This is a genomic window from Staphylococcus sp. T93 (assembly GCF_016743875.1).
Lineage (GTDB): Bacteria > Bacillota > Bacilli > Staphylococcales > Staphylococcaceae > Staphylococcus > Staphylococcus aureus.
Genome location: NZ_CP068247.1, coordinates 2666109 through 2687260, shown reverse-complemented (window position 1 = coordinate 2687260; position 21152 = coordinate 2666109). Strand labels below are relative to the sequence as shown.

Annotated in this window: 21 protein-coding genes; all 21 read right to left on the bottom strand. The window is 33.7% G+C overall.

Translation table 11 applies throughout. The features are described from left to right. Positions 1 to 2: 2 nt before the first annotated feature. The gene (gene tilS / locus JG553_RS13165; RefSeq protein WP_001176715.1) at positions 3 to 1298 is read right to left on the bottom strand and encodes a tRNA lysidine(34) synthetase TilS; all 1296 of its coding nucleotides are present in this window, start codon (positions 1296 to 1298) and stop codon (positions 3 to 5) included. A gap of 179 nt (positions 1299 to 1477) precedes the next feature. After that, positions 1478 to 1879, bottom strand: coding sequence for a S1 domain-containing RNA-binding protein (locus JG553_RS13160; protein ID WP_000021445.1), 402 nt, complete (start codon positions 1877 to 1879; stop codon positions 1478 to 1480). A 104-nt stretch (positions 1880 to 1983) separates the two neighbouring features. Beyond that, positions 1984 to 2376, bottom strand: coding sequence for a cell division protein DivIC (gene divIC, locus JG553_RS13155; RefSeq protein WP_000792417.1), 393 nt, complete (start codon positions 2374 to 2376; stop codon positions 1984 to 1986). Positions 2377 to 2393: 17 nt separating this feature from the next. Next, entirely contained in the window at positions 2394 to 2657 is a 264-nt protein-coding gene (locus tag JG553_RS13150) for an RNA-binding S4 domain-containing protein (protein ID WP_001234988.1), read from the bottom strand. After that, positions 2654 to 3847, bottom strand: coding sequence for a MazG nucleotide pyrophosphohydrolase domain-containing protein (locus JG553_RS13145; protein WP_000951450.1), 1194 nt, complete (start codon positions 3845 to 3847; stop codon positions 2654 to 2656). The genes JG553_RS13150 and JG553_RS13145 overlap by 4 nt, the downstream gene beginning before the upstream one ends. Then, a complete protein-coding gene (locus JG553_RS13140) occupies positions 3847 to 5373 on the bottom strand; it encodes a polysaccharide biosynthesis protein (protein ID WP_000680733.1) in 1527 nt (508 codons plus the stop codon). Before JG553_RS13140 ends, JG553_RS13145 begins: the two co-directional genes overlap by 1 nt. Then, positions 5363 to 8869, bottom strand: a complete 3507-nt coding sequence (gene mfd, locus JG553_RS13135; RefSeq protein WP_000154228.1) for a transcription-repair coupling factor — start codon at positions 8867 to 8869, stop codon at positions 5363 to 5365. The genes JG553_RS13140 and mfd overlap by 11 nt, the downstream gene beginning before the upstream one ends. Next, a complete protein-coding gene (gene pth / locus JG553_RS13130) occupies positions 8869 to 9441 on the bottom strand; it encodes an aminoacyl-tRNA hydrolase (protein ID WP_000649791.1) in 573 nt (190 codons plus the stop codon). Before pth ends, mfd begins: the two co-directional genes overlap by 1 nt. Before the next feature lie 310 nt (positions 9442 to 9751). Then, positions 9752 to 10405, bottom strand: a complete 654-nt coding sequence (locus JG553_RS13125) for a 50S ribosomal protein L25/general stress protein Ctc (RefSeq protein ID WP_000157650.1) — start codon at positions 10403 to 10405, stop codon at positions 9752 to 9754. A gap of 149 nt (positions 10406 to 10554) precedes the next feature. Beyond that, positions 10555 to 11520 (bottom strand): ribose-phosphate diphosphokinase, encoded by a 966-nt coding sequence (locus JG553_RS13120; RefSeq protein ID WP_000933774.1) that lies wholly within the window; start codon positions 11518 to 11520, stop codon positions 10555 to 10557. Between the two features lie 146 nt (positions 11521 to 11666). Continuing rightward, positions 11667 to 13019 carry a bifunctional UDP-N-acetylglucosamine diphosphorylase/glucosamine-1-phosphate N-acetyltransferase GlmU gene (glmU, locus tag JG553_RS13115; RefSeq protein WP_001252539.1) on the bottom strand — a complete coding sequence of 451 codons (1353 nt, stop codon included), beginning with the start codon at positions 13017 to 13019 and terminating at the stop codon, positions 11667 to 11669. A gap of 22 nt (positions 13020 to 13041) precedes the next feature. Continuing rightward, on the bottom strand, positions 13042 to 13173 hold the full coding sequence (locus tag JG553_RS13110; protein WP_001789654.1) for a hypothetical protein: 132 nt from the start codon (positions 13171 to 13173) through the stop codon (positions 13042 to 13044). 189 nt (positions 13174 to 13362) lie between these two features. Beyond that, positions 13363 to 13665 carry a septation regulator SpoVG gene (gene spoVG / locus JG553_RS13105; protein ID WP_000868999.1) on the bottom strand — a complete coding sequence of 101 codons (303 nt, stop codon included), beginning with the start codon at positions 13663 to 13665 and terminating at the stop codon, positions 13363 to 13365. Positions 13666 to 13736: 71 nt separating this feature from the next. After that, complete coding sequence (locus JG553_RS13100; protein ID WP_000691766.1) at positions 13737 to 14117, bottom strand: RidA family protein; 381 nt, start codon at positions 14115 to 14117, stop codon at positions 13737 to 13739. Between the two features lie 16 nt (positions 14118 to 14133). Next, positions 14134 to 14958, bottom strand: a complete 825-nt coding sequence (purR, locus tag JG553_RS13095) for a pur operon repressor (protein ID WP_001269643.1) — start codon at positions 14956 to 14958, stop codon at positions 14134 to 14136. A 13-nt stretch (positions 14959 to 14971) separates the two neighbouring features. Then, on the bottom strand, positions 14972 to 15820 hold the full coding sequence (ispE, locus tag JG553_RS13090) for a 4-(cytidine 5'-diphospho)-2-C-methyl-D-erythritol kinase (protein ID WP_000638870.1): 849 nt from the start codon (positions 15818 to 15820) through the stop codon (positions 14972 to 14974). A gap of 309 nt (positions 15821 to 16129) precedes the next feature. Then, positions 16130 to 16393, bottom strand: coding sequence for a biofilm formation stimulator Veg (gene veg, locus JG553_RS13085; protein WP_001126664.1), 264 nt, complete (start codon positions 16391 to 16393; stop codon positions 16130 to 16132). A 99-nt stretch (positions 16394 to 16492) separates the two neighbouring features. Next, the gene (gene rsmA / locus JG553_RS13080; protein WP_000886500.1) at positions 16493 to 17386 is read right to left on the bottom strand and encodes a 16S rRNA (adenine(1518)-N(6)/adenine(1519)-N(6))-dimethyltransferase RsmA; all 894 of its coding nucleotides are present in this window, start codon (positions 17384 to 17386) and stop codon (positions 16493 to 16495) included. Between the two features lie 10 nt (positions 17387 to 17396). Continuing rightward, positions 17397 to 17933, bottom strand: a complete 537-nt coding sequence (gene rnmV / locus JG553_RS13075; protein WP_000700080.1) for a ribonuclease M5 — start codon at positions 17931 to 17933, stop codon at positions 17397 to 17399. Between the two features lie 166 nt (positions 17934 to 18099). After that, positions 18100 to 18873, bottom strand: a complete 774-nt coding sequence (locus tag JG553_RS13070; protein ID WP_000904312.1) for a TatD family hydrolase — start codon at positions 18871 to 18873, stop codon at positions 18100 to 18102. A 30-nt stretch (positions 18874 to 18903) separates the two neighbouring features. Beyond that, a complete protein-coding gene (gene metG, locus JG553_RS13065; protein ID WP_001051127.1) occupies positions 18904 to 20877 on the bottom strand; it encodes a methionine--tRNA ligase in 1974 nt (657 codons plus the stop codon). Positions 20878 to 21152 lie beyond the last annotated feature (275 nt).

The window sequence follows — 21152 nt, the reverse complement described above, 5'->3', positions numbered from 1 at the left end:
CGCTATTCATCTCCATTTTTACTAATTATAATCCATTTTTTTATTGTTTGTTGTTGATATAAATCTCCTACCGCAATAATGCGCTGTTGTTTATCCAATACGATTGGCATTTGATCCCGAACCCACTGTGGCACTTTACAATCTATAAACAGGCGATTCACTTTCTTATAACCATCGCGCCCATTCAGTTTAAATGTATCGCCACTTTGTCGTGTTCTCACTGTAAGCGGAAATAAACATTTTGGTAAATTAGAATGTATCTCTAATCGATATTTGTTAAAAATATAATTACCTGGCTTTTTAATTGTTTGAACTCTAAAATATGTATCGCCATTATTTTTAGCCATTATTATTAATTTACCATATGCGATTTGAATTATCCATTTATCCGTGAGATTAATACTGAATTGTGCTTTCTTACTACTAAATTGTTTAAACCACTCTTCGTATGTTTTAGCACTAATATTAAACAACTCATAATACTTTGATAATAGGCAGTCCAACACAACCATCTTTAATGAGTTTGGTAAGTTATTAAAAGCTTGTCTAGAAACCTCTAAATATTTTGACTGTTCATCAAACTTCACAAATTCTTGAATAAATTGTTTAGCTGAATATTGCAAAATATCATATTGTTCATCATGCCATTGTTTTAATTTTAATAAATGCGATACTTTAAGTTGATTATTTTCATCAATAGCTGGAATAATTCTATTACGAATATCATTTCTAACATATTTGTTATCTTTATTAGATTCATCTTCAAAATATGGAATATGATATCTCTCTTGGAATTGTTTTATTTCTTTTTTAGAGACAGCTAAAAGTGGTCGATAAATCTGATAACCTTTTCGCTTCGATAACTCATCAAATCCTAGTTTATTACGTGTTGATTTCCCATTAAAAATACGATACATAATAGTTTCTAATTGATCGTCCAAATGATGCGCCGTTAGCAATACATCCGCTTCTAATACATTCATCATTTCATCAAACCATTCGTAACGTTTAATTCGAGCTTCATTCTGAATGCTGTTATTTCGGTCGAGACTATGCGACAAATCTAACTTTTTGATATGTAAATCGATGTGATGACGTTCGCAGTATGCTTCTAAAAATCTGGCTTCCTCAATTGAAGCTGACCTAACGCCATGATTGACATGTAAGCATGTTAGTTTTCTATAACTATCTTTATAATCATTTAGTAGTTGATACAATAAACACATACTATCAATACCTGTAGAAACAGCGACAACAATATGGTCATCAACATGCCAACCATTACTATTTAACTGCATAACATCACCTCACTTTTACAATTTTCAAAAATGGTATAAGTCTTAGTTATATCATTACAAATAAAAGAGACTGCTCCTTATTTAAGAAACAGTCTTAGATTGTCTAACGCTGCAATCGATTATTCGATACGCATCATTCTAAATATATTCCTTATCGAAACAGTCTTTATTTATTTTAATTAACGTCTTGAACCTTTGCCACCGCGTCTAGATTCTGTTTGACGTTTGATTGAAGTTAATTTATCTTCACTATCTTTTAAGAAATTGCTTAATTTCTTTTCAAAATCTTCGGCTTTTTGCACTGGTTTTTGATGACTTGGTTTACTCGTATGTTGTCTACGTGGACGGTCTTTAGCTTTCTTAATTGAAAGACTAATTTTTCCATCATCAGCAATAGATAATACTTTTACGTCTACTTCATCACCAACAGAAAGGTGCTCTTCTACGTTTTCAACATAATTATCTGCGACTTCACTAATGTGAACTAAACCACTTTTTCCTTCAGGTAATTCTACGAATGCACCAAACTTTTTAATACCAGTGACTTTACCTTTAAGCTTATTTCCAACTTCGATTGACATATGTTAAATAAATCCTCCCGATTTGATTCGATTTTCCCTTATTATATCCTTGTTTGGATTTTTTCACAATGTCTATACTCGGATAATTTTGAATCAATTTGGATTTATTTTTTCGAAGATTTTGAGCTAGACGAATCTTTGTCTTCTGGCAACCTAAAAATCACTTCACCTTTGTTGCTTAAGTAATAATCATCACGCGCAATTTTTTCAATGTAATCTTTGTCATTCAGATTATTCAACTTTTCTTTTAACGCAATTTCTTCATTTTGTTGCTTTTGAAACTGTGCTTCTTTCGCTTTTCGCTCCTGTGCATCAATATCATTGCGATGTTTTTGGACAACAAGCAAGATTGATAAAACAACAATTATCGCAAGTAATACGCCCGCAAATACTGTAATACGCCTACGAACAACACGCATTTTCATTTTTTGACGTTGTTTTTTCTTGTTCTCTTGCGACGTGTACTGATTTTCTATATGTTCTACTTTATTTTTCATTGCTTGTCACCTCCAATTTACGCTTCTTCAAGTCGACGCTCTTCAATGATTTCATACATACCCTTCGCGTTATCTTTAGATGCATGTTCATTTAATGCAGTTACTTTAACTGTTACTAATTTTTGACCAAAGCGAATCGTCAGCACATCTTCAACTTTAACATCCGATCCAGCTTTAGCAACATTACCATTTATTGTAATTCTACCTTGATCACTTACTTCTTTTGCTAGCGTACGTCGCTTTATTAACCGTGATACTTTTAAATATTTATCTAATCTCATGTATTACTCTCCCCTTTTTCTAGCCACTGCTTTAACGCGGCCTCATCAAATGACTTATCCTTCGTCTTCTCATATAAATTTAAAAAATGCTCTGCAAATACTTTTTCAAATTTAACTCTTGGCTGTTTACCTTCAGCATCTTTCGCCTTAGACCAAATTTCTTTTAAGTCATCGATAGTTTCAGCATTGGCATCACCAAATATGTGTGGGTGTCTACGAATCATTTTAGCATTAAGACTTGTAATCACTTCTTTAATGTCGATATACCCTTCTTTTTTACCAATACTAGTATGCAATAACACTTGTAATAAAATATCTCCTAGTTCTTCAATCATATGCCAATCATCTTCATTGTCAATAGCTTCGAACAATTCAAATGTTTCTTCAAGTAAATAACGCTTTAGCGTTTCATGCGTTTGCACTTTATCCCATGGACAACCTTTATCTTCATCAACTAAAGTATCAATCACTTCCGTTGCAAAATCAAAGTCATGATACAAATATGTCGATGTTATGATTTTTGGTACGAATACACTCGTCAAATTATTGAATGCATTTTCATCATGATCCAATTCATATAATGGGCATGTCACAACGTTATCCGCACCATCGCTTCGTGCACCAGTGACAATTTGAACAGGGTAATCATCAGGATATCGTTCCATTAAAGTGATTTTCAAATTAGCAGCAACCATTGCACTATAAACTTGCGTAATCAATGTATGCGTTCTAACATTAAGTGTTACTTCTTGTAATGATGTCGCATCTAACAGTGTGAAGCCATCATTTGGATCTACATTAACTGCTTCAAACACATCATCAATAAAGCTTTTCCCACCTAAAACTTTCACATCTATATCAGTATTGTCCTTTGCTAAAGCCAGTAATTTCACTGTAGTTGTCTCAGCAACTCTAGGATGACCCGGAACCGCATAGACAATATCTTTTTCATTAGCAGCTTCAACCAATTGCGCCACAATATCAATATAGACATCTTCAAATTGGTTATGTGCTTCATAAACATGGTCAAAACTCTGAAATGTTAATTCATCTTGCAATGATTCTATAACTGGATGATCTAACGTTCTTGCATAAACTTTATCTTGTGTCTTTAAAAATTTATATATCCCTAGCGGCAAATCATCAATGCCATAGTTTCCTAAGCCAACAATCGTAATGGTATGTGCCATCAACGTCTTCCTTTCTTAATTTGATACAACTTTGAACCAAATGGTAAATAAGTTAACTCTTTATATGTCAAAACATTAAATCTAAAAATATAGAAAAACAATGCAATGATACCTAATACTGCTGCACATAATAATTCAATGAGTCCAGTGATTCTACCGTGTGTTGTCACTATGTTTAACACGCATTGAACAACAATCGACATAAATACCATACCTAAAACAACATTGATAAAAAATCGTCTCATCGCATATAAGTGGTATTTTCTCGTGACAGCAATATGGATAATCGTACCGAATATAATTAATGATACAACAGTACTAATGCTCGCACCAATAATGCCACTTAAACGAATCAAAATGATATTAAGTATAAATTTAATAACCAATCCTGCCGTCATACCAACAAAAATAGGTCTCACAGCATGTTGCGCTTGTAATAATGCCATATCCATCATAATTAACGATACACAAATGACCGTAATCATATAAACACTTAACGTTAAGGTTAAATCATTCGTCTTAAAAAACACACCGTTCATTAAAGGCAATAAATTAATTAATCCTATTCCCGCTGCTGTACTTATTAAAATCGTAATCTTTAATGACGCATTTGCATAACGATTCATAAGTACCTGATTATTCATTTTGATTGCGTCACTTAACAGAGGAATGAGCGCAAAACTAAATGTTGTAGTTACAATCAATCCCATCTGAATAAATGATGCACCACGGTCATAGACTCCTTTTTCAGTTATGGCAACATCGAATGGCACGCGTATCGCTTGAAGTGACTTAATAATAGTAACACTATCAATCACTTGCCATAAAATTACGATTAATTGACTGATAGCGAAAATCAAAACCGAAAGTGCGAACTGTTTCCAAACGATCTTTGCAGTGTTATTTACCATTTTAAACTTAAAAGGTCGGTGCGCTACTAAATAAATTGAAGAACCTAAAAAACCTATCGTTGATGCTAAAATAGCAATTGTTCCCGCTTCATATATCGTCCAACCTCTGTCTACAAAAATAACAATAGTAACAATGATAATACCTACTCGTATAACTTGTTCTATAACCTGGGAAATAGCCGGAACTGTCATATTATTTGCAGATTGATAATAACCTCTTAACACGCCAAGCATACCTATAAATATAAAGCTTAAACTTGCAGCTTGAATCATTGGTGTTAAATGGCCATCACCCATCATATGTGCAATATTGTTCGCAAACACAAAAATAGCAATAAATAATAATATACCAACTAATTGTATATAAGCGACTGCTTTTGCATATGCTTCGTCACTATGATACTTCCCTATATTTTGTGTAATTGCACTAGGAATGGCATTCATCGATAATATCATTCCTAATGCTACAATTGGATACACTTGTTGATATGCATACAAACCTGTATCGCCTAATATATTTTGATATGGAATTCGATATACAGCACTCAGAATTTTAATGACAATTAATGCAGCAGTTAACACGACAACGCCATTAAATGCTTCTTTATGCTTCATCACTGATTCTCATACTTTCTTCAATGCACTTAACTAAAAACTTCAAACTATCAAGCCATTGATTTTGTTTCGTTAAAGTAATTGTCATTGCATTATTTTGAACACCAACCTTCATTGTTCTACCTAAAGGTTGTGTTGCTTTGAACAGCACTTCGCCATCAATATTTTCAGTGGCTTTTACAGATAAATGAATATCAATTATTTTCCCTTTATCTTTAATCAACGTGATACCTGAATGTAATGCGTGTACTTTTATTTCCACTATATCAAGCAAACGTGCTACTTCAACAGGATAATCATTGAAACGATCAATTAATTCATCTTTAATGTCGATAATTTGATCAAATGTTTCAGTTTTTCGTAGCTTTTTATAAATTTCAATTTTAGCTTGTTCATTTGCAATATATTCTGTTGGCAAATATGCATCCAAGTTTAAATCAACTTCGACTTCTGGCACCTCAGATTCTGGTTCCTTAATACCACGTTTTTCATTTACAGCTTCTTCTAACATTTGACTGTACAAATCAAATCCAACTGTATCAATAAAGCCGTGCTGTTGTTTACCTAACAAATTACCAGCACCACGAATGTTCAAATCACGCATCGCAATCTTAAATCCTGAGCCTAACTCCGTAAATTCTTTAATCGCTTGTAATCGATCTTCTGCAGTCTCAGTTAGTACCTTATTTGCTGGATGTAAGAAGTATGCATAACCAATACGACTTGAACGACCAACACGACCTCTTAATTGATACAACTGACTCAATCCAAAGCGATCTGCATCTTCAATGATCAAAGTATTTGCATTTGGGACATCGACACCTGTTTCAATAATCGTCGTCGTTACTAAAATATCATATTCATTATTGATAAAACTTAACATCGTTTCTTCTAAATCGCGCTCTGTCATTTGTCCATGAGCAACTGCAATGTTAGCATCTGGCATTAACATCTGGAGTTGTTCTCGTTTTTCATAAATGGATTGCACTTTATTATAAAGATAAAACACTTGGCCATCACGGGATAGTTCTCTTTCTAAAGCTTCTTTGATAAAACTCATGTTCTGTTCTAATACATATGTTTGAACTGGGAAACGATTTTCTGGCGGCGTTTCAATCACTGACAAATCCCGCACACCTAGCATACTCATATGCAATGTTCTAGGTATTGGGGTTGCAGTCAATGTTAGTACATCTACATTATGTTTTAATGTTTTAATACGCTCTTTATGGCGTACACCAAATCGTTGTTCTTCATCTACAATCAACAGCCCTAAATCTTTATACTGTATATCTTTACTAAGTAATTTGTGTGTACCAACAACTATGTCAACAAATCCAGTTTTAAGTCCTTCCTTAGTTTGTTTTATCTCTTTAGGCGTTCTAAAACGACTCATTAATTGAATTTCAACAGGAAAATCTTGCATACGCTCAATTAACGTCTCATAATGTTGCTGAGCTAAAATAGTTGTAGGAACTAAAAATGCAACCTGCTTTCCTTCCATTACAGCTTTGAATGCTGCTCTCACTGCAACTTCAGTTTTACCATAACCAACATCACCACATAGCAAGCGATCCATTGGACGCGATTTTTGCATGTCATCTTTAATTTCATCGATAGATTTAGCTTGGTCAGGCGTAAGTTCATATGGAAAATCTAATTCAAATGTTGTTTGCTCAGCTGTGTCTTCCCCATATTGATAACCTTCTGCCATTTCTCTTTCTTTATATAAATCAATCAACTCTTCAGCAATATCTTCAACACTTTGTTGAACTTTAGCTTTTGTTTTTTTCCATTCACTGCCACCGAGTTTATTTAATTTTGGCGTCTTATCTTCCGAAGCTACATATTTTTGAACTTGATCCATTTGATCTACTGGAACAAATAGTTGATCCGTACCTTTATATTGCAATTTAATATAATCACGATGCGTTTGCCCCACTTCGAGCGTCTCAACACCTAAATATCTACCAACACCATGATGCACATGAACAATATAATCTCCCACATTTAAATCTTGGTAAGACTTAATTTTTTCAGCATTTGAGATAGCTTTCGTACGTTTTCGTTGCTTTTTCTGTTTTGATTTAAAAAGCTCACGCTCAGTAATGACAACTAATCCCATATCAGGTAGTTCAAATCCTTCAGATAAACTGCCTTCAATAATCACTGCTTGCCCCGATGACATTGAGCGATGCAATTTTGTTATTGATGGAATATGCATTTCACTTAACATCGCTTGCATACGTTCAACTTTAGTTTCGGTTTCGACCAAAACCACGATATGATAGTTTTGATTAACATATCGTTGAAATTCAGAACGCATAATGTCATATTGCCCATAAAATTGTTGGACAGGTTTACATGAAAATTTAATAATATGATTTAGTTTTATCGGCATTGTTGTAGCGAATAATGAAAAATAAGTGACAGGATAGCCTTCAATCAATGTTTCAAAATCATCATATTTTATAAAACTTTGTCCTATAAATCCATTACCACTTTCAATAATATTGCTAATAAACGAATCAGACTCTACTGTTAAACTTTCTTCAGTTTCTTTAATACGATTAAATTCATCAACTGCAATGATTGCATCTTTTTGGAAATACTCAATAATTGTCGAAGGTGTTTCATACATAAACGCTACTAAGCGACGTAGTATTTGATGATCAAAGTATGTACTTTCGAATAATTTAAAGCTTTCATACGTTTCTTTCAAATCATTGCGCACTGATTTATCTATTTTGGGTCTTGTATTTTCATATGCAGTTTTTAACTCTTCTTTAAGATGGCTGATCACTTCTTCAGTAATGATATAATCACTTGCAGTTGTGATATCGACTTCTTCAACATTATCTTTGGAACGCTGCGTTTCAACATCAAAATCCCGAATAGAATCAATTTCGGTATCAAATAGCTCAATTCTGATTGGTTCCCCAATTAGCGGAAAGATATCGATAATACCTCCTCGCAATGAGAATTCACCAATATGCGATACCACGGATTCCCGTTTGTACCCCATATTAACTAATTTGTTAAGAAATTGGTCCACATCGATATCCTCACCAACACGCAATGTCATTTGGTGATTTTGCCACATTTCAACAGGAGTTAACCACTTTTTCAAACCATTTAAAGGAACGATAAATAACCCTTTCTTACCTTGAGCTAACGCAGTTAAAGTTCTAATACGTTCACTCATCAGTTGAGGGCTTTGTGTTGAAAACTCTTCGGTCATAATATCTTGCACAGGATACTTATACAATTCTTCAGCATCTATAAATTGAAGTAAATCTGTTTCTAATTTATCTGCTTGGTATAAATTATTGGTAATTAATAATAACTGTTGATTACTTTGTGCATATTTTTCAGCAATCATCGTCACTTTAGCTGACGGGGAAAGACCAGTTACTAGTGTGTTTGCTTGTCCAAATACCTGATTAAGGTCTTGAAAATGATTATCTTCTTTTATAAGCGTTGTCAATATTGTCATTATTTCACTTCACCATTAAATTCATTCATAACATGGTCAAATCGTGATGTTTCAACAAACTTTTCAATTGCGCGTGCTGCGTGTTCGATAACTTTTTCCATCGTTACCATTTCATCATTTGAAAAGCGTTGTAAAACATAATCAGGTACCGTCATACCATTCGTTGGTCTTCCCACACCAATACGAATACGTTTAAATTGGTCTGTACCAAGCATTTTAATAATTGATTTCATACCATTGTGACCGCCCGCACTTCCTTTTTGTCTTAAGCGAACTTGTCCTTGTTCTAAATCTAAATCATCATATAAGACAATTAAATCTTCTGGATTAACATTGTAATAATCCATAATCGGTGCAACTGCTTCACCTGACAAATTCATCATTGTCATTGGTTCGATAAATAACACTTTATCGCCGTTCATTCGTTCAATTGTATATGCACCTTTAAACTTTTGTTTATCTAATGAAAAATTATTTTTCTCTAAAATATAATCAACGACTTCAAAGCCGATATTATGTCTTGTAAGTTCAAAACGTTTACCTATATTACCTAGACCTACAATACATTTCATGCGTGTTTACCTCCAACATAATTGTTTCATTTATTATTATAATGACAACATCCATTTTCCGCCATTGCCATCAATTATCATTATTCTTTAGCTTAGTAAGTATGTATTTTAAAATCGAGTACATTAAAATTTTTATGATGTATCATTGTTGAGTTTAATGTCTTTTACTCACTAAAATTAATTAAACTTTAGTACAAAGTAATAAAGTTTAATTAAGCTTTATAATAACACAAAAAGCACCATGCTTATATTAAAATAAGCACAGTGCTTGTTAAACAAAGTATAAAAACTTTAATGTAACAGATTAAAATTACTCTTCAGTTTTTTCTTCGTCTTCTTTGCTTTCGCCAACAACTTCTGGTTCTTCAGTTTGTTGTTCGCCTTCCATAGCTTCGATTTCTTCTTCAGTTGGTTCTTCAGTTGGAGCAACTACTGTTACTACTGATTCAGCTGAATCGTTTTCGATTTTGAAGTCGCCAGTTACTTTAACATCAGCAACAGTTAAGCTGTCGTTAATGTTTAATTCAGTAATGTCTACTTCGATTGCTTCTGGAATATTGTCTGGAGTAGCAGTTACTTCTAAGTTGAATAATGGTTGTTCAACTACGCCGCCTTCTTTAGCGCCTACTGCTTCACCAACTAATTGAACTGGTACTTCAACAGTACGTTCTTCACTCATATTGATTGCTAAGAAGTCAATGTGAGTAATTTGGTTTTTAAGTGGATCGAATTGGTAGTCTGCAACCATAACTTTGATAGTTTTAGAACCAACGCCTAATTCGATAACACCGTTACGACCTACTTCACGGATAACTTTGATGAATTCTACTTCATCAACTTTAACTGACACGTTTTTAGTACCGTAACCGTATACTACTGCTGGTACTTTACCAGATTTTCTTAATTGTTTAAGATCTGAACGTGTTTGTTTACCTTGACGGATGATTGACTTTAATGAAGCCATTCTCATTTCCACCTTTCATTTTTGCTCAAAACGAGCACCTCACTTACCCATCAACATCATCGTTGCTTGCAAGTGTTTATTTATTCGTATAATCACGAACGAAACTATTATACACGTTTGGAATATGTTCGTCAAACGCCTTTTAAATATTAGTCAAATAATACGCTAACTGATTCTCTTTCGTATACACGAATGATAGCTTGTGCGATTAAACCAGCAACAGATAATTCTTTAGTGTTAGATGGTTTGCGATCTTCATCTAAATGAATTGAGTTTGTTACGATTAATTCTTTTATAGCAGAATTTTCGATACGTTCTTTAGCCGGTCCTGATAAAACAGGGTGTGTACAACAAGCATATACTTCTTTAGCACCTTTATCTTTTAATGCTTGTGCAGCTAAAGTGATTGTACCTGCTGTATCAATAATATCGTCAATAATAATTGCCGTACGTCCTTCAATCTCACCAACAATGTTCATCACTTCAGCAACATTTGGTCTAGGACGACGTTTATCTATAATTGCAATTGGAGTTTTTAAAATGTCAGCTAATTTACGTGCACGTGTAACGCCGCCATGGTCTGGTGAAACAACGACACATTCTTCTGGGTTAATATTCGGATCATCTTTGAAATGTTTAGCAAGAATTGGCACACCCATTAAGTGGTCAATTGGAATATCAAAGAATCCTTGAATTTGTGGTGCATGTAAGTCTAACGCAATCATACGAGTTGCGCCAGCTGTTTCGATTAAGTTTGCAACTAATTTAGCAGTGATTGGCTCACGGCTACGGGCTTTTCTATCTTGTCTTGCATATCCATAATATGGCACTACAATATTGATTGTTGCTGCAGAAGCACGTTTACAAGCATCAATCATAATTAATAATTCCATTAAATGTAGATTCACAGGATATGATGTTGGTTGAATAATAAATACGTCACAACCACGAATACTCTCTTCGATATTAATTTGAATTTCTCCATCACTAAAACGTTTAACTGAACATTTACCTAGTTCAATTCCTACTTGGTCAGCAACTTCTTGCGCTAATGCTTCGTTTCCTTTCAATGAAAAAATCTTTAATGACGAATTCTTATATTCATTATTTAACATTTATAGTCCTCCAATTATTTACTTACGCAATTACTATTATATATAAAATGTAACTCCATTACTATGCGAATCATTAAATCATAAAGATTACATTAATATTACATAGGATTATCCTTTTATCCTAGCCATTTTAAATACGTAAATGATTATTTCCTATATCCTTCTTTTGTTGTTTGTCTTGCTCTTGCCACAGCTAAACTGTCATTTGGTACGTCATCTGTGATTGTGGAACCAGCTGCCACCAATACATCATCACCAATTGTTACAGGTGCTACTAAATTAACATTGCAACCTACAAATGAATCTTTGCCGACGATAGTTTTAAATTTATTTTCACCATCATAGTTAACTGTAATCGTTCCGCAACCAATATTAGTACGTTCGCCAATTACAGCATCGCCAATATAACTTAAATGTGAAACCTTGGCACCATCTTTAAGATCTGCTTTTTTAATTTCTACAAAATTTCCAACCTTAACATCTGCACCTAATTGCGCGCCTGGTCTCAATTGCGCAAACGGTCCGACCTTAGTATTCGCTCCTACGCTAGCATCATTAACAACAGACTGTTGAATACATGCACCATTTTCAATCGTACTATTGTTAATTTCAGAGTACTGACCAATAACAACATCTTCGCCAATTTCTGTACGACCATTAATTCGTACGCCTGGTTCAATGACTGTATCACTACCAATTGTAACGTCTGGACCAATATAAGTGCTGTCAGGATCGATGATTGTCACACCATTTAGCATGTGATAATGATTCGTACGACGTTGCATCGCCTTCTCAGCCTGACTAAGCATTACACGATCATTTACACCCATGATTTCTTCAACATCATTGGTACGATAGACTTCTACGATGCCGCCATCATTTAAAATTAACGACAATACATCAGGGAGGTAATATTCACCTTGCGCATTATCATTTTTCACTTGTGTTAATTTTTCAAACAACGTTTTATTATTAAACGCAAAAATACCTGAACTAATTTCATTAATATCCTTTTCAGCTTGCGTTGCATCTTTCTCTTCAACTATGCGTTCTAAACGACCTGACGCATTTCGAACGATTCTTCCGTATCCATATGGTTGTTGAATCGATGCAGATAATACAGTTGCTTGAGCATTAGCATCCTCGTGATGCGCAATCAATGTTACTAATGTTTCCTTTGTGATGAGCGGTGTGTCACCACATACAACGATTGTCGTACCTTCCTTGTCTTCTAAGTGTGATTTCGCCATTTGCACTGCATGCGCAGTACCGAGTTGTTCCTCTTGAAAACTGTATAAAGAACGCTCGCCTAAATGTCCTTTTACACTTTCAGCACCATGTCCTACGATGGTTACAACTTGATCGACACCAGAGCCTTTCACACTTTCCAATACATGTTCGACCATAGGTTTCCCAGCAACCTCGTGTAGCACTTTATACTTTTTAGATTTCATTCTTGTGCCTTTACCTGCTGCCAAAATTATCGCGTGTCTTCGCATGAACATTAACCCCCATTAAATTTTACACTTCGTCATTATTATAATTTAATCTGCAATACTCTTTCAACATATAAAAGGCATTGTTTTTAATTCGTTGTAATTTTAAAAACAACTTTTTTCTTACTTCAAAAATACGAGCATCATTCAAACGCAATTTTTATCAGCAATGAATCAATAATTTTCATATCATCATAATCTGTTAACGTATATATTTATTAGCCTTTCATTAAAAATAAAAAAACATTAATACAAACTAAAAAAACTGCCGACAAAGCTTTATGCTTTATCGACAGTATCAAATCAACTTATTGCAAATGTATTACATCGCTAAATATAAAATTGATTAAGCTTCTTCTGAATCTTCTGATGTAGCGTTTTTATCTGGTACTACTTCATCTGTTTCATCATATACTTTCATCACTGCATCTTGAATTTCTTGTCTCATATCTGAATTAATAGGATGCGCGATGTCGCGGAATTCACCATCTGGTGTACGTTTACTTGGCATTGCAACGAACAAGCCAGAGTTTCCTTCAATTACACGTAAATCATGAATTACGAAAGCTTCATCTAATGTAATGGAAACGAGTGCTTTCATTCGTCCATCTGTTTGTATTTTTCTAAGTCTTACATCTGTCACTTTCATGTAGTGAGCCCCCCTATAGTATATATCTCTCTGTTTTATTTAGAAGCTTGATTAAACATATTAATCGAAAATTATAATTCCTTAATTTTACTTACTAATTCAATTTCTACTTTCACATCTTTTGGCAAACGCGCAACCTCTACACAACTACGCGCTGGCTTGTGTTCATTAAAATATTGACCATACACTTCATTTATTTTTTGGAAATCATTCATATCTTTAATGAAAATGGTCGCTTTCGCAACAGAATTCAAATCAGATCCTGCTTCTTCCAAAACAACCTTTAAATTTTCTAAAACTTGTTTTGTCTGTGCTTGAACATCAGCGCTTACGATATGTCCATCAATATTCAATGGAATCTGACCAGAAGTATAAACCATACCATTCACAACTGTTGCATGCGAATATGGTCCAAGTGCTTCCGGTAATCTTGTTGTGTTAATGATTTTCATAATACTAAAACTCCTTTTATGAAAACTTAGATAAACTGTTGCCAGGTTCTACGTTAAACTCTTGATTATATTCATCTACATCAGATAATTTCACTAAGGAAGTATAATCTTCAATCAATCTTTGTTTAACTTCTTTTGATTCTACAAGTACTGATACCCCTTTTACATGGGCTTTAAACTCATTCATTAAATTCATAACACCATTAATAGAGCCACCAGCCCTCATAAAATCATCGACAACTAAAACATTTGAATTTTCTGCTAAAGTTCTCTTCGAAAGTACCATTGTTTCTATTTTTCTTGAAGATCCTGAAACGTAATTAATTGAAACTGTAGAACCTTCAGTCACCTTGTTGTCTTTTCTAATCACTACTACTGGTAAATTTAAAATATTAGCAACCGCATTTGCCAATGAAATACCTTTTGTCGCAATGGTAACAACAGCATCTAATTTTTCTTCCATGTAAATACTGGCAATTAACTTACCAACTTTGTTTAGTAGCGATGGATTACCTACCAAATCTGATAAAAATAAATATCCGCCAGGTAACAAACGTTCTTTCTCTTCTAATAGAGTAATGACCTCATTAACAACTTCAGTCGCCTCTTCTTTACTCATCATTGGTTTATACGTAACACCACCACTTGCGCCAGCAGTAGTAATTACTGTACCTAACTTTTCTTTTTGGAATGTATTTTTTATAATTTGGACATCTTCACTTATTGAAGACTTCGCCTGTTTAAATTTTTTCACAAAAAAAGTTAATGGAATCAATTTATTCGGATGGTTCATCAAATATTGCGTCATAAAAACAATTCTCTCGCTTCGTTTATATCTCATCTTTTCAACCCTTCTATCCTAATAGTCTAACTAAGTACACTTCATTACAACAACCGTTAACTGCATTATAAATATTTTTTGCTTGGCTTTCTTTTCGTGCTAGCCCATACACAGTAGGTCCGCTTCCACTCATTAACGCACCATCTGCACCACTTTTCAACATATTATTTTTTAATTTATCGATTTGTGGGTGTTTTGAAACAGAAATTGGCTCTAATCGATTAGACAAACTTTGACATAATTGTTGATAATCTCGATTTTCTAAGGCCTCATAACACATTTTCGTATGTACGTCGTAACGCTTATCTAAATTAATCAACTTAAATATATCTGGTGATGATATGCCTAAGTTTGGTTTAGCAAGAATCACCCAAGCTGAAGGTGGTTTATTTAAAAACTCGATTTTCTCTCCTCTTCCAGTACATAGTGCAGTTTTATTATAAATACAAAACGGAATATCTGTCCCGATTTTACTGCCTAGTAGAGCCAATTCTTCCAAACTCGCCCCTATATCAAAAAGTCGATTCAATCCTCTTAACGTTGCTGCTGCATCAGCCGAACCTCCAGCTAAGCCAGCAGAAACAGGTATTTCTTTATCGATAGAAATTGTTACACCTTGCTTTAGTTGATATTGCTCAATAAATAGTTGCGCTGCACGATATGCGAGATTTTTATGATTAGAAGGCACATAATTATGTTCAATCTCAACAACTATCTTTCGATCTTTTCTTTTATGAAAAGTTAAACGATCATTTAAATCAACTGTTGTCATTATCATTTCAATCTCATGATAGCCATCATTTCTTTTAAAAAGTGTATCGAGCGTAAAATTAATTTTGGCTGGTGCCGTTTCATATATCATTTTCCGCCCTCTTTTCGTTATCTTAATATGATGATTTTAACATAAAGAGAATTAATATTTGACATTTTAATTTGTTTTTTAGTGTTTTTTTAATAAAAAAGTAATTTTCTCCATCTAATTACTTAGTATTTACTTGTATTTGTGTTTATAAATACAATTATCCATTTACTGAAAAATCTATAAGCGAAACATCAGTGTTAAACATTTTGTAAATAAAAAGAGTATTGAACATAATGCCCAACACTCAAATAATTATCATAATATTTACTTCTTATACTAAGAAACGTCTAACATCTCTATATGTCTTATTTAGTGTGCAATTGATTCGTGATGATTATCCTCTTCAAATGAAACTTGAACATTTTCAGTTAACACATCAGTGTATGTATAAGATACTCTCTCAAAGTTGTGTTTGTCTTGATCTAACTCAACAATGAAAACTGACGGATATGTTTCTTTTAAAATTCCAGAACGTTTTATTGTTTTCTTACGGCCTCCATTGGCTTTCAGTACAATACGATTTCCTACATGACAATCAATAGAATTTTTGATGTCCAAAATTGATTTTGGCATATTGCTCCACCTCGCTACAAGTTACATAATACCATATTTGCAACGTTTTCGTCAAACAAAATTTAAATTTTAACAATAGTGCTTTGCTTTGTCAATCATTTAATTTTCTAATTGAGGGAATTTTTTCTTTTCTTCATACAATTTAGCAAAATCTTGAATAGATAGCGTTTCACCGCGACGTCTTGGATCAATACCTGCTTGTTCCAACCATTGTAAAATCACTTCTTTGTGTTGTTTACCATCTTTAAAATAATTTTGATAGTTATTGTTAATTGTCTTTCTTCTTTGTGCAAATGCTGCTTTTGCTAACTTAAAGAATGCTTCCTCGTTATCTACTGTTACTAACGGTTCAGTTCTCTGCATCAGTTTTACAACTATTGAATCAACATTAGGTGGTGGCATAAATACAGATTTAGGTACCGTTAATACTTTACTAGTCTCTGTATAGTATTGTACGACAATTGATAACGAACCATATGCTTTTGAACCTACTTCAGCATTTAAGCGTTCGCCCACTTCTTTTTGCATCATCACCACGTAGCCATCAATTGGTATATCTTGTTGCATCAAATTTAATAAAATTGGCGTCGTAATATAGTACGGCAGGTTTGCAACAACCATTATTTTTTCACAATCTTGTAAATGATTTTCAACAGCTTCTTTAATATTCGCTTTTAAAATATCTTCATTAATCACCGTCACATTATCATAAGGTGATAGTGTATCATTTAATACAGGTATTAAACGTTGATCAATTTCAAATGCCAATACTCTTTTAGCATGTCTGGCCAATTGTTCTGTCAATGACCCCATGCCTGGACCAATTTCAATCACCCCAGTTTGTGCATCAATATCACTTGCATCAATGATATTATTAATGATATTCACATCTATCAAAAAGTTCTGTCCTAAACTTTTTTTAAAATTAAAGCCATATTTATCTAACAACGCTCGCGTTCTTGATGGTGTTGCAATATCTTTATTATCCAACATTTTCACTTCCTCATTCATCTTCTAAAGCTTGCCTTACATCCGCTTCGGTATAACCAAATGCATTTAACTTTTTCAATAACTGCTTACCATTGGAATGGCCGATTCGCAATTTTCTACTTAAAATTTCTCTACGGCGCCTTGCATCTTTCCCAACAATTAACCCCAACTCTATTAGCACAGATTTATCAATTGATTCATAAGCTTCATCAAAGGGTGAACTAACATGCATTAACGCTTCTTTAATATCAATTAAGTCGGCATGTTCAACACCAATTTTCCCTTTTTTATTTTTAGCTTTTTCTCTATCAATATACGCATGTTTAACACCTTTGACATGTTCAGTAATTGTACTTCTAATTTTATCTCCTGGGAAATCTGGATCTGTTAATACAATAACGCCTCGACTTTGTTGAGCATTTCTAATTACTTCTAAAGTTTGTTCGTTGATGGCACTACCATTCGTTTCAATCGTATCACATTCAACAGCTCGTTTAACACGCTCAGTATCATCTCGTCCTTCTACAACTATAAACTCATTGATTTTCATTTAAAACGCCTTCCTACAATTCTTAATTTCAAAGCTCTAACCATCTCTATCGCACGTATTCCACATGCACGATATTTTAATTTAAAAAAGTGAGAAAGAACCATAGCATATTAAACGAATATAGCATCGTTTACATTTATGGCGGTGATCTTTCTCACTTTTAACTTTATGAATTTAAATTAAACAATTTCTCTGCATTTTTAGTTGTTTGTTCGCACACTTCTTCATAAGATAAGCCTTTTAATTCAGCAATTTGTTCAGCTACTAAAGTTACTCTCGCCGGTTCATTTCGCTTCCCTCTATACGGATGTGGCGAAAGATACGGTGCATCGGTTTCAACTAGCAAACGCTCCATTGACACATGCTTAGCAACTTCTTTAGGCTGTTTAGCATTTTTAAATGTCACAGGTCCACCTAATGAAATATAAAAATTCAGCTTATTAGTTACAATATCTGCAATTTCTGGAGAACCACTAAAGCTATGCATAATCCCGCCTACCTCTTCAGCATGCTCCTCCAATAAGATATCGATACAGTCTTGAGTTGCTTCACGGTTATGAATGATAATTGGTAACTTCAAACGCTTAGCTAAAGCAATTTGCTTTCTAAAAACTTCCTTTTGAACATCTGCAGGAGATTTATCCCAGTGATAATCTAATCCCATTTCACCAATACCAATCACTTTTGGATGCTGAGCTAAAGATTCAATCCATTCCAAGTGTTCTTCTGTAAAATCAATTGCGTCAACTGGATGCCAACCGATAATGCCATATAAAAAATCATACTCATCGATTAATTTCATCGCGCGTTCAATTGTCGATTTGTTAAAACCAACTACAAACATACGATCAACACCTGCTTCTCTAGCACGTGTAATCACTTCACTCAAATCATCATCGTATTGCTCATCATTTAAATGGACATGTGTATCGATTAACATAATTATCTCTCCTAATTTTTAAAAATACAGTTATTTAATCACTGCACCATTTGGAATTGCACTTGGTAAACTTACTAAGGTTAATACACCATCTTTTTCAGCAGATAATATCATACCTTCAGATTTTTGTCCCATTAATTTAGCTGGTTTCAGGTTAGTAACAACTGCTACTTTTTTACCAATAATATCATCTGGTGTATAGAATTTGGCAATTCCTGATACAATTTGTCTTTGTTCAGAATCTAAGTCTACTTGAATTTTTAAAAGCTTATCTGACTTCTTAACATGTTCAGCATCAATAATCGTTGCTGCCTTAATTTCAACTTTATCAAAGTCTTTAATATCAATTTGAGGTTTGCTAGGAATCTCTTCTTTTTCCTCTTTAGTAGCAGGCGGTTGCATTGATTCTTTGATATATGCAATTTCCGCTTCGCTATCCAATCTTGGGAAAATAGGTTTAGGTTGCCCAGTAACCATAATTGACTCATTAAGCACACCATATTGCTCTAAACTACTAAATTCCATAAATTGAGGATTGTTAATGTTCAATTGTTCAAAAATCTCTTTCGGCGCATGTGTTAAGAATGGACGTAATAATACAGCTGCATAACGAATATTTTCAACTAAGTGAGCCATTACATTGCCTAACATATCTTTTTGGCTATCGTCCTTAGCTAATACCCAAGGCGTTGTTTCGTCAATATACTTATTCGTTCTACTAATAAACTTCCATACCGTAGATAATGCCACAGAAAATTGCAAACTTTCCATGCTTTCAGTGTAGCTTTTCACTGTTTCTAAAGCCATAGCTTCCATTTCTTCATCTAATTCATGAAGTGGACCTTGATACGCTGGTAATTCGCCATCAAAGTACTTATTAACCATAGAAATCGTACGGTTTACTAAGTTACCTAAGTCATTTGCTAGATCGAAATTTGTACGCTCAACAAATGCTTCAGGTGTAAATACGCCATCTGAACCAAATGGTAATTCACGCATTAGATAATAACGTGTAGCATCTAAACCATAGCGATCAATTAAAATATTAGGGTCTACGACATTACCTTTAGATTTACTCATTTTTCCATCTTTCATCAAAATCCAACCATGTGCAAAGACTTTTTTAGGTAACGGTAAGTCTAATGCCATCAATAAAATAGGCCAAATAATTGAGTGGAATCGCACAATTTCCTTAGCCATTAAATGAATATCTGCTGGCCAGTATTTGTTAAATAGTGACTCATCATCTGATAAATAGCCTAATGCTGAAATATAGTTAACTAACGCATCAATCCAAACATAAACAACATGTTTTGGATTAGACGGAACATGGACACCCCAGTTAAATGATGTACGAGAAACAGCTAAATCAGCAAGTCCTGGTTTAATGAAGTTGTTAATCATTTCATTTTTTCTTGATGGTGGTTGTATAAAATCTGGATTTTGGTCATAGAACTCTAATAAACGGTCTGTATATTTACTAATATTAAAGAAATAACTTTCTTCTTTAACTAGTTCAACTTCGTGTCCAGAATCTGGACTTTTGCCACCAATAATTTTACCGTTTTCGTATTGTGGGTCTACTAATTGTGACTCTGTATAGTATGTTTCATCCGGAACAGAATACCAACCTTCATATTCACCTAAATAGATATCACCTTGCTTTAATAAACGTTCAAACACTTGCTCAACGACATGTTTATGACGTTCTTCAGTTGTTCTGATAAAATCATCATTTGAAATTTCAAGCTTAGCCCACAATTGTTTAATTCCAGCAATCATCTCATCCAAATATTCAATTTCTGTCTTACCAGCTTTTTGAGCTTTTTCTTGAATTTTTTGACCGTGTTCATCCGTTCCAGTCAAATAGCGAACATCATATCCTTGCATTCTCTTATATCTTGCAATAACATCTCCAGCCACTGTAGAATATGCATGTCCTATATGTAAATTCCCACTAGGATAGTATATTGGGGTTGTTATATAAAATGTTTCTTTAGCCATAACTGTTCCTCCTCGTAATGTCTCACTTCAAATAATATCTAAGATTTCTATGCATTTCAACGGACGCGAACATTTATCTCGTCATCTCATTTTCATCTTATTCAATGTTAAGGTATTTATTACTTTCAATGTATTTATTTTACATTAAAAAACGTCGATGTCATCATTTTTTTATCATAGTCAACATCATTTTATCAGTATCAATGCAAAATGATAACTTACCATTTAAAATTACAGCTTGCGTTTATAAAATCGTTTAAAATTTCATATAATCG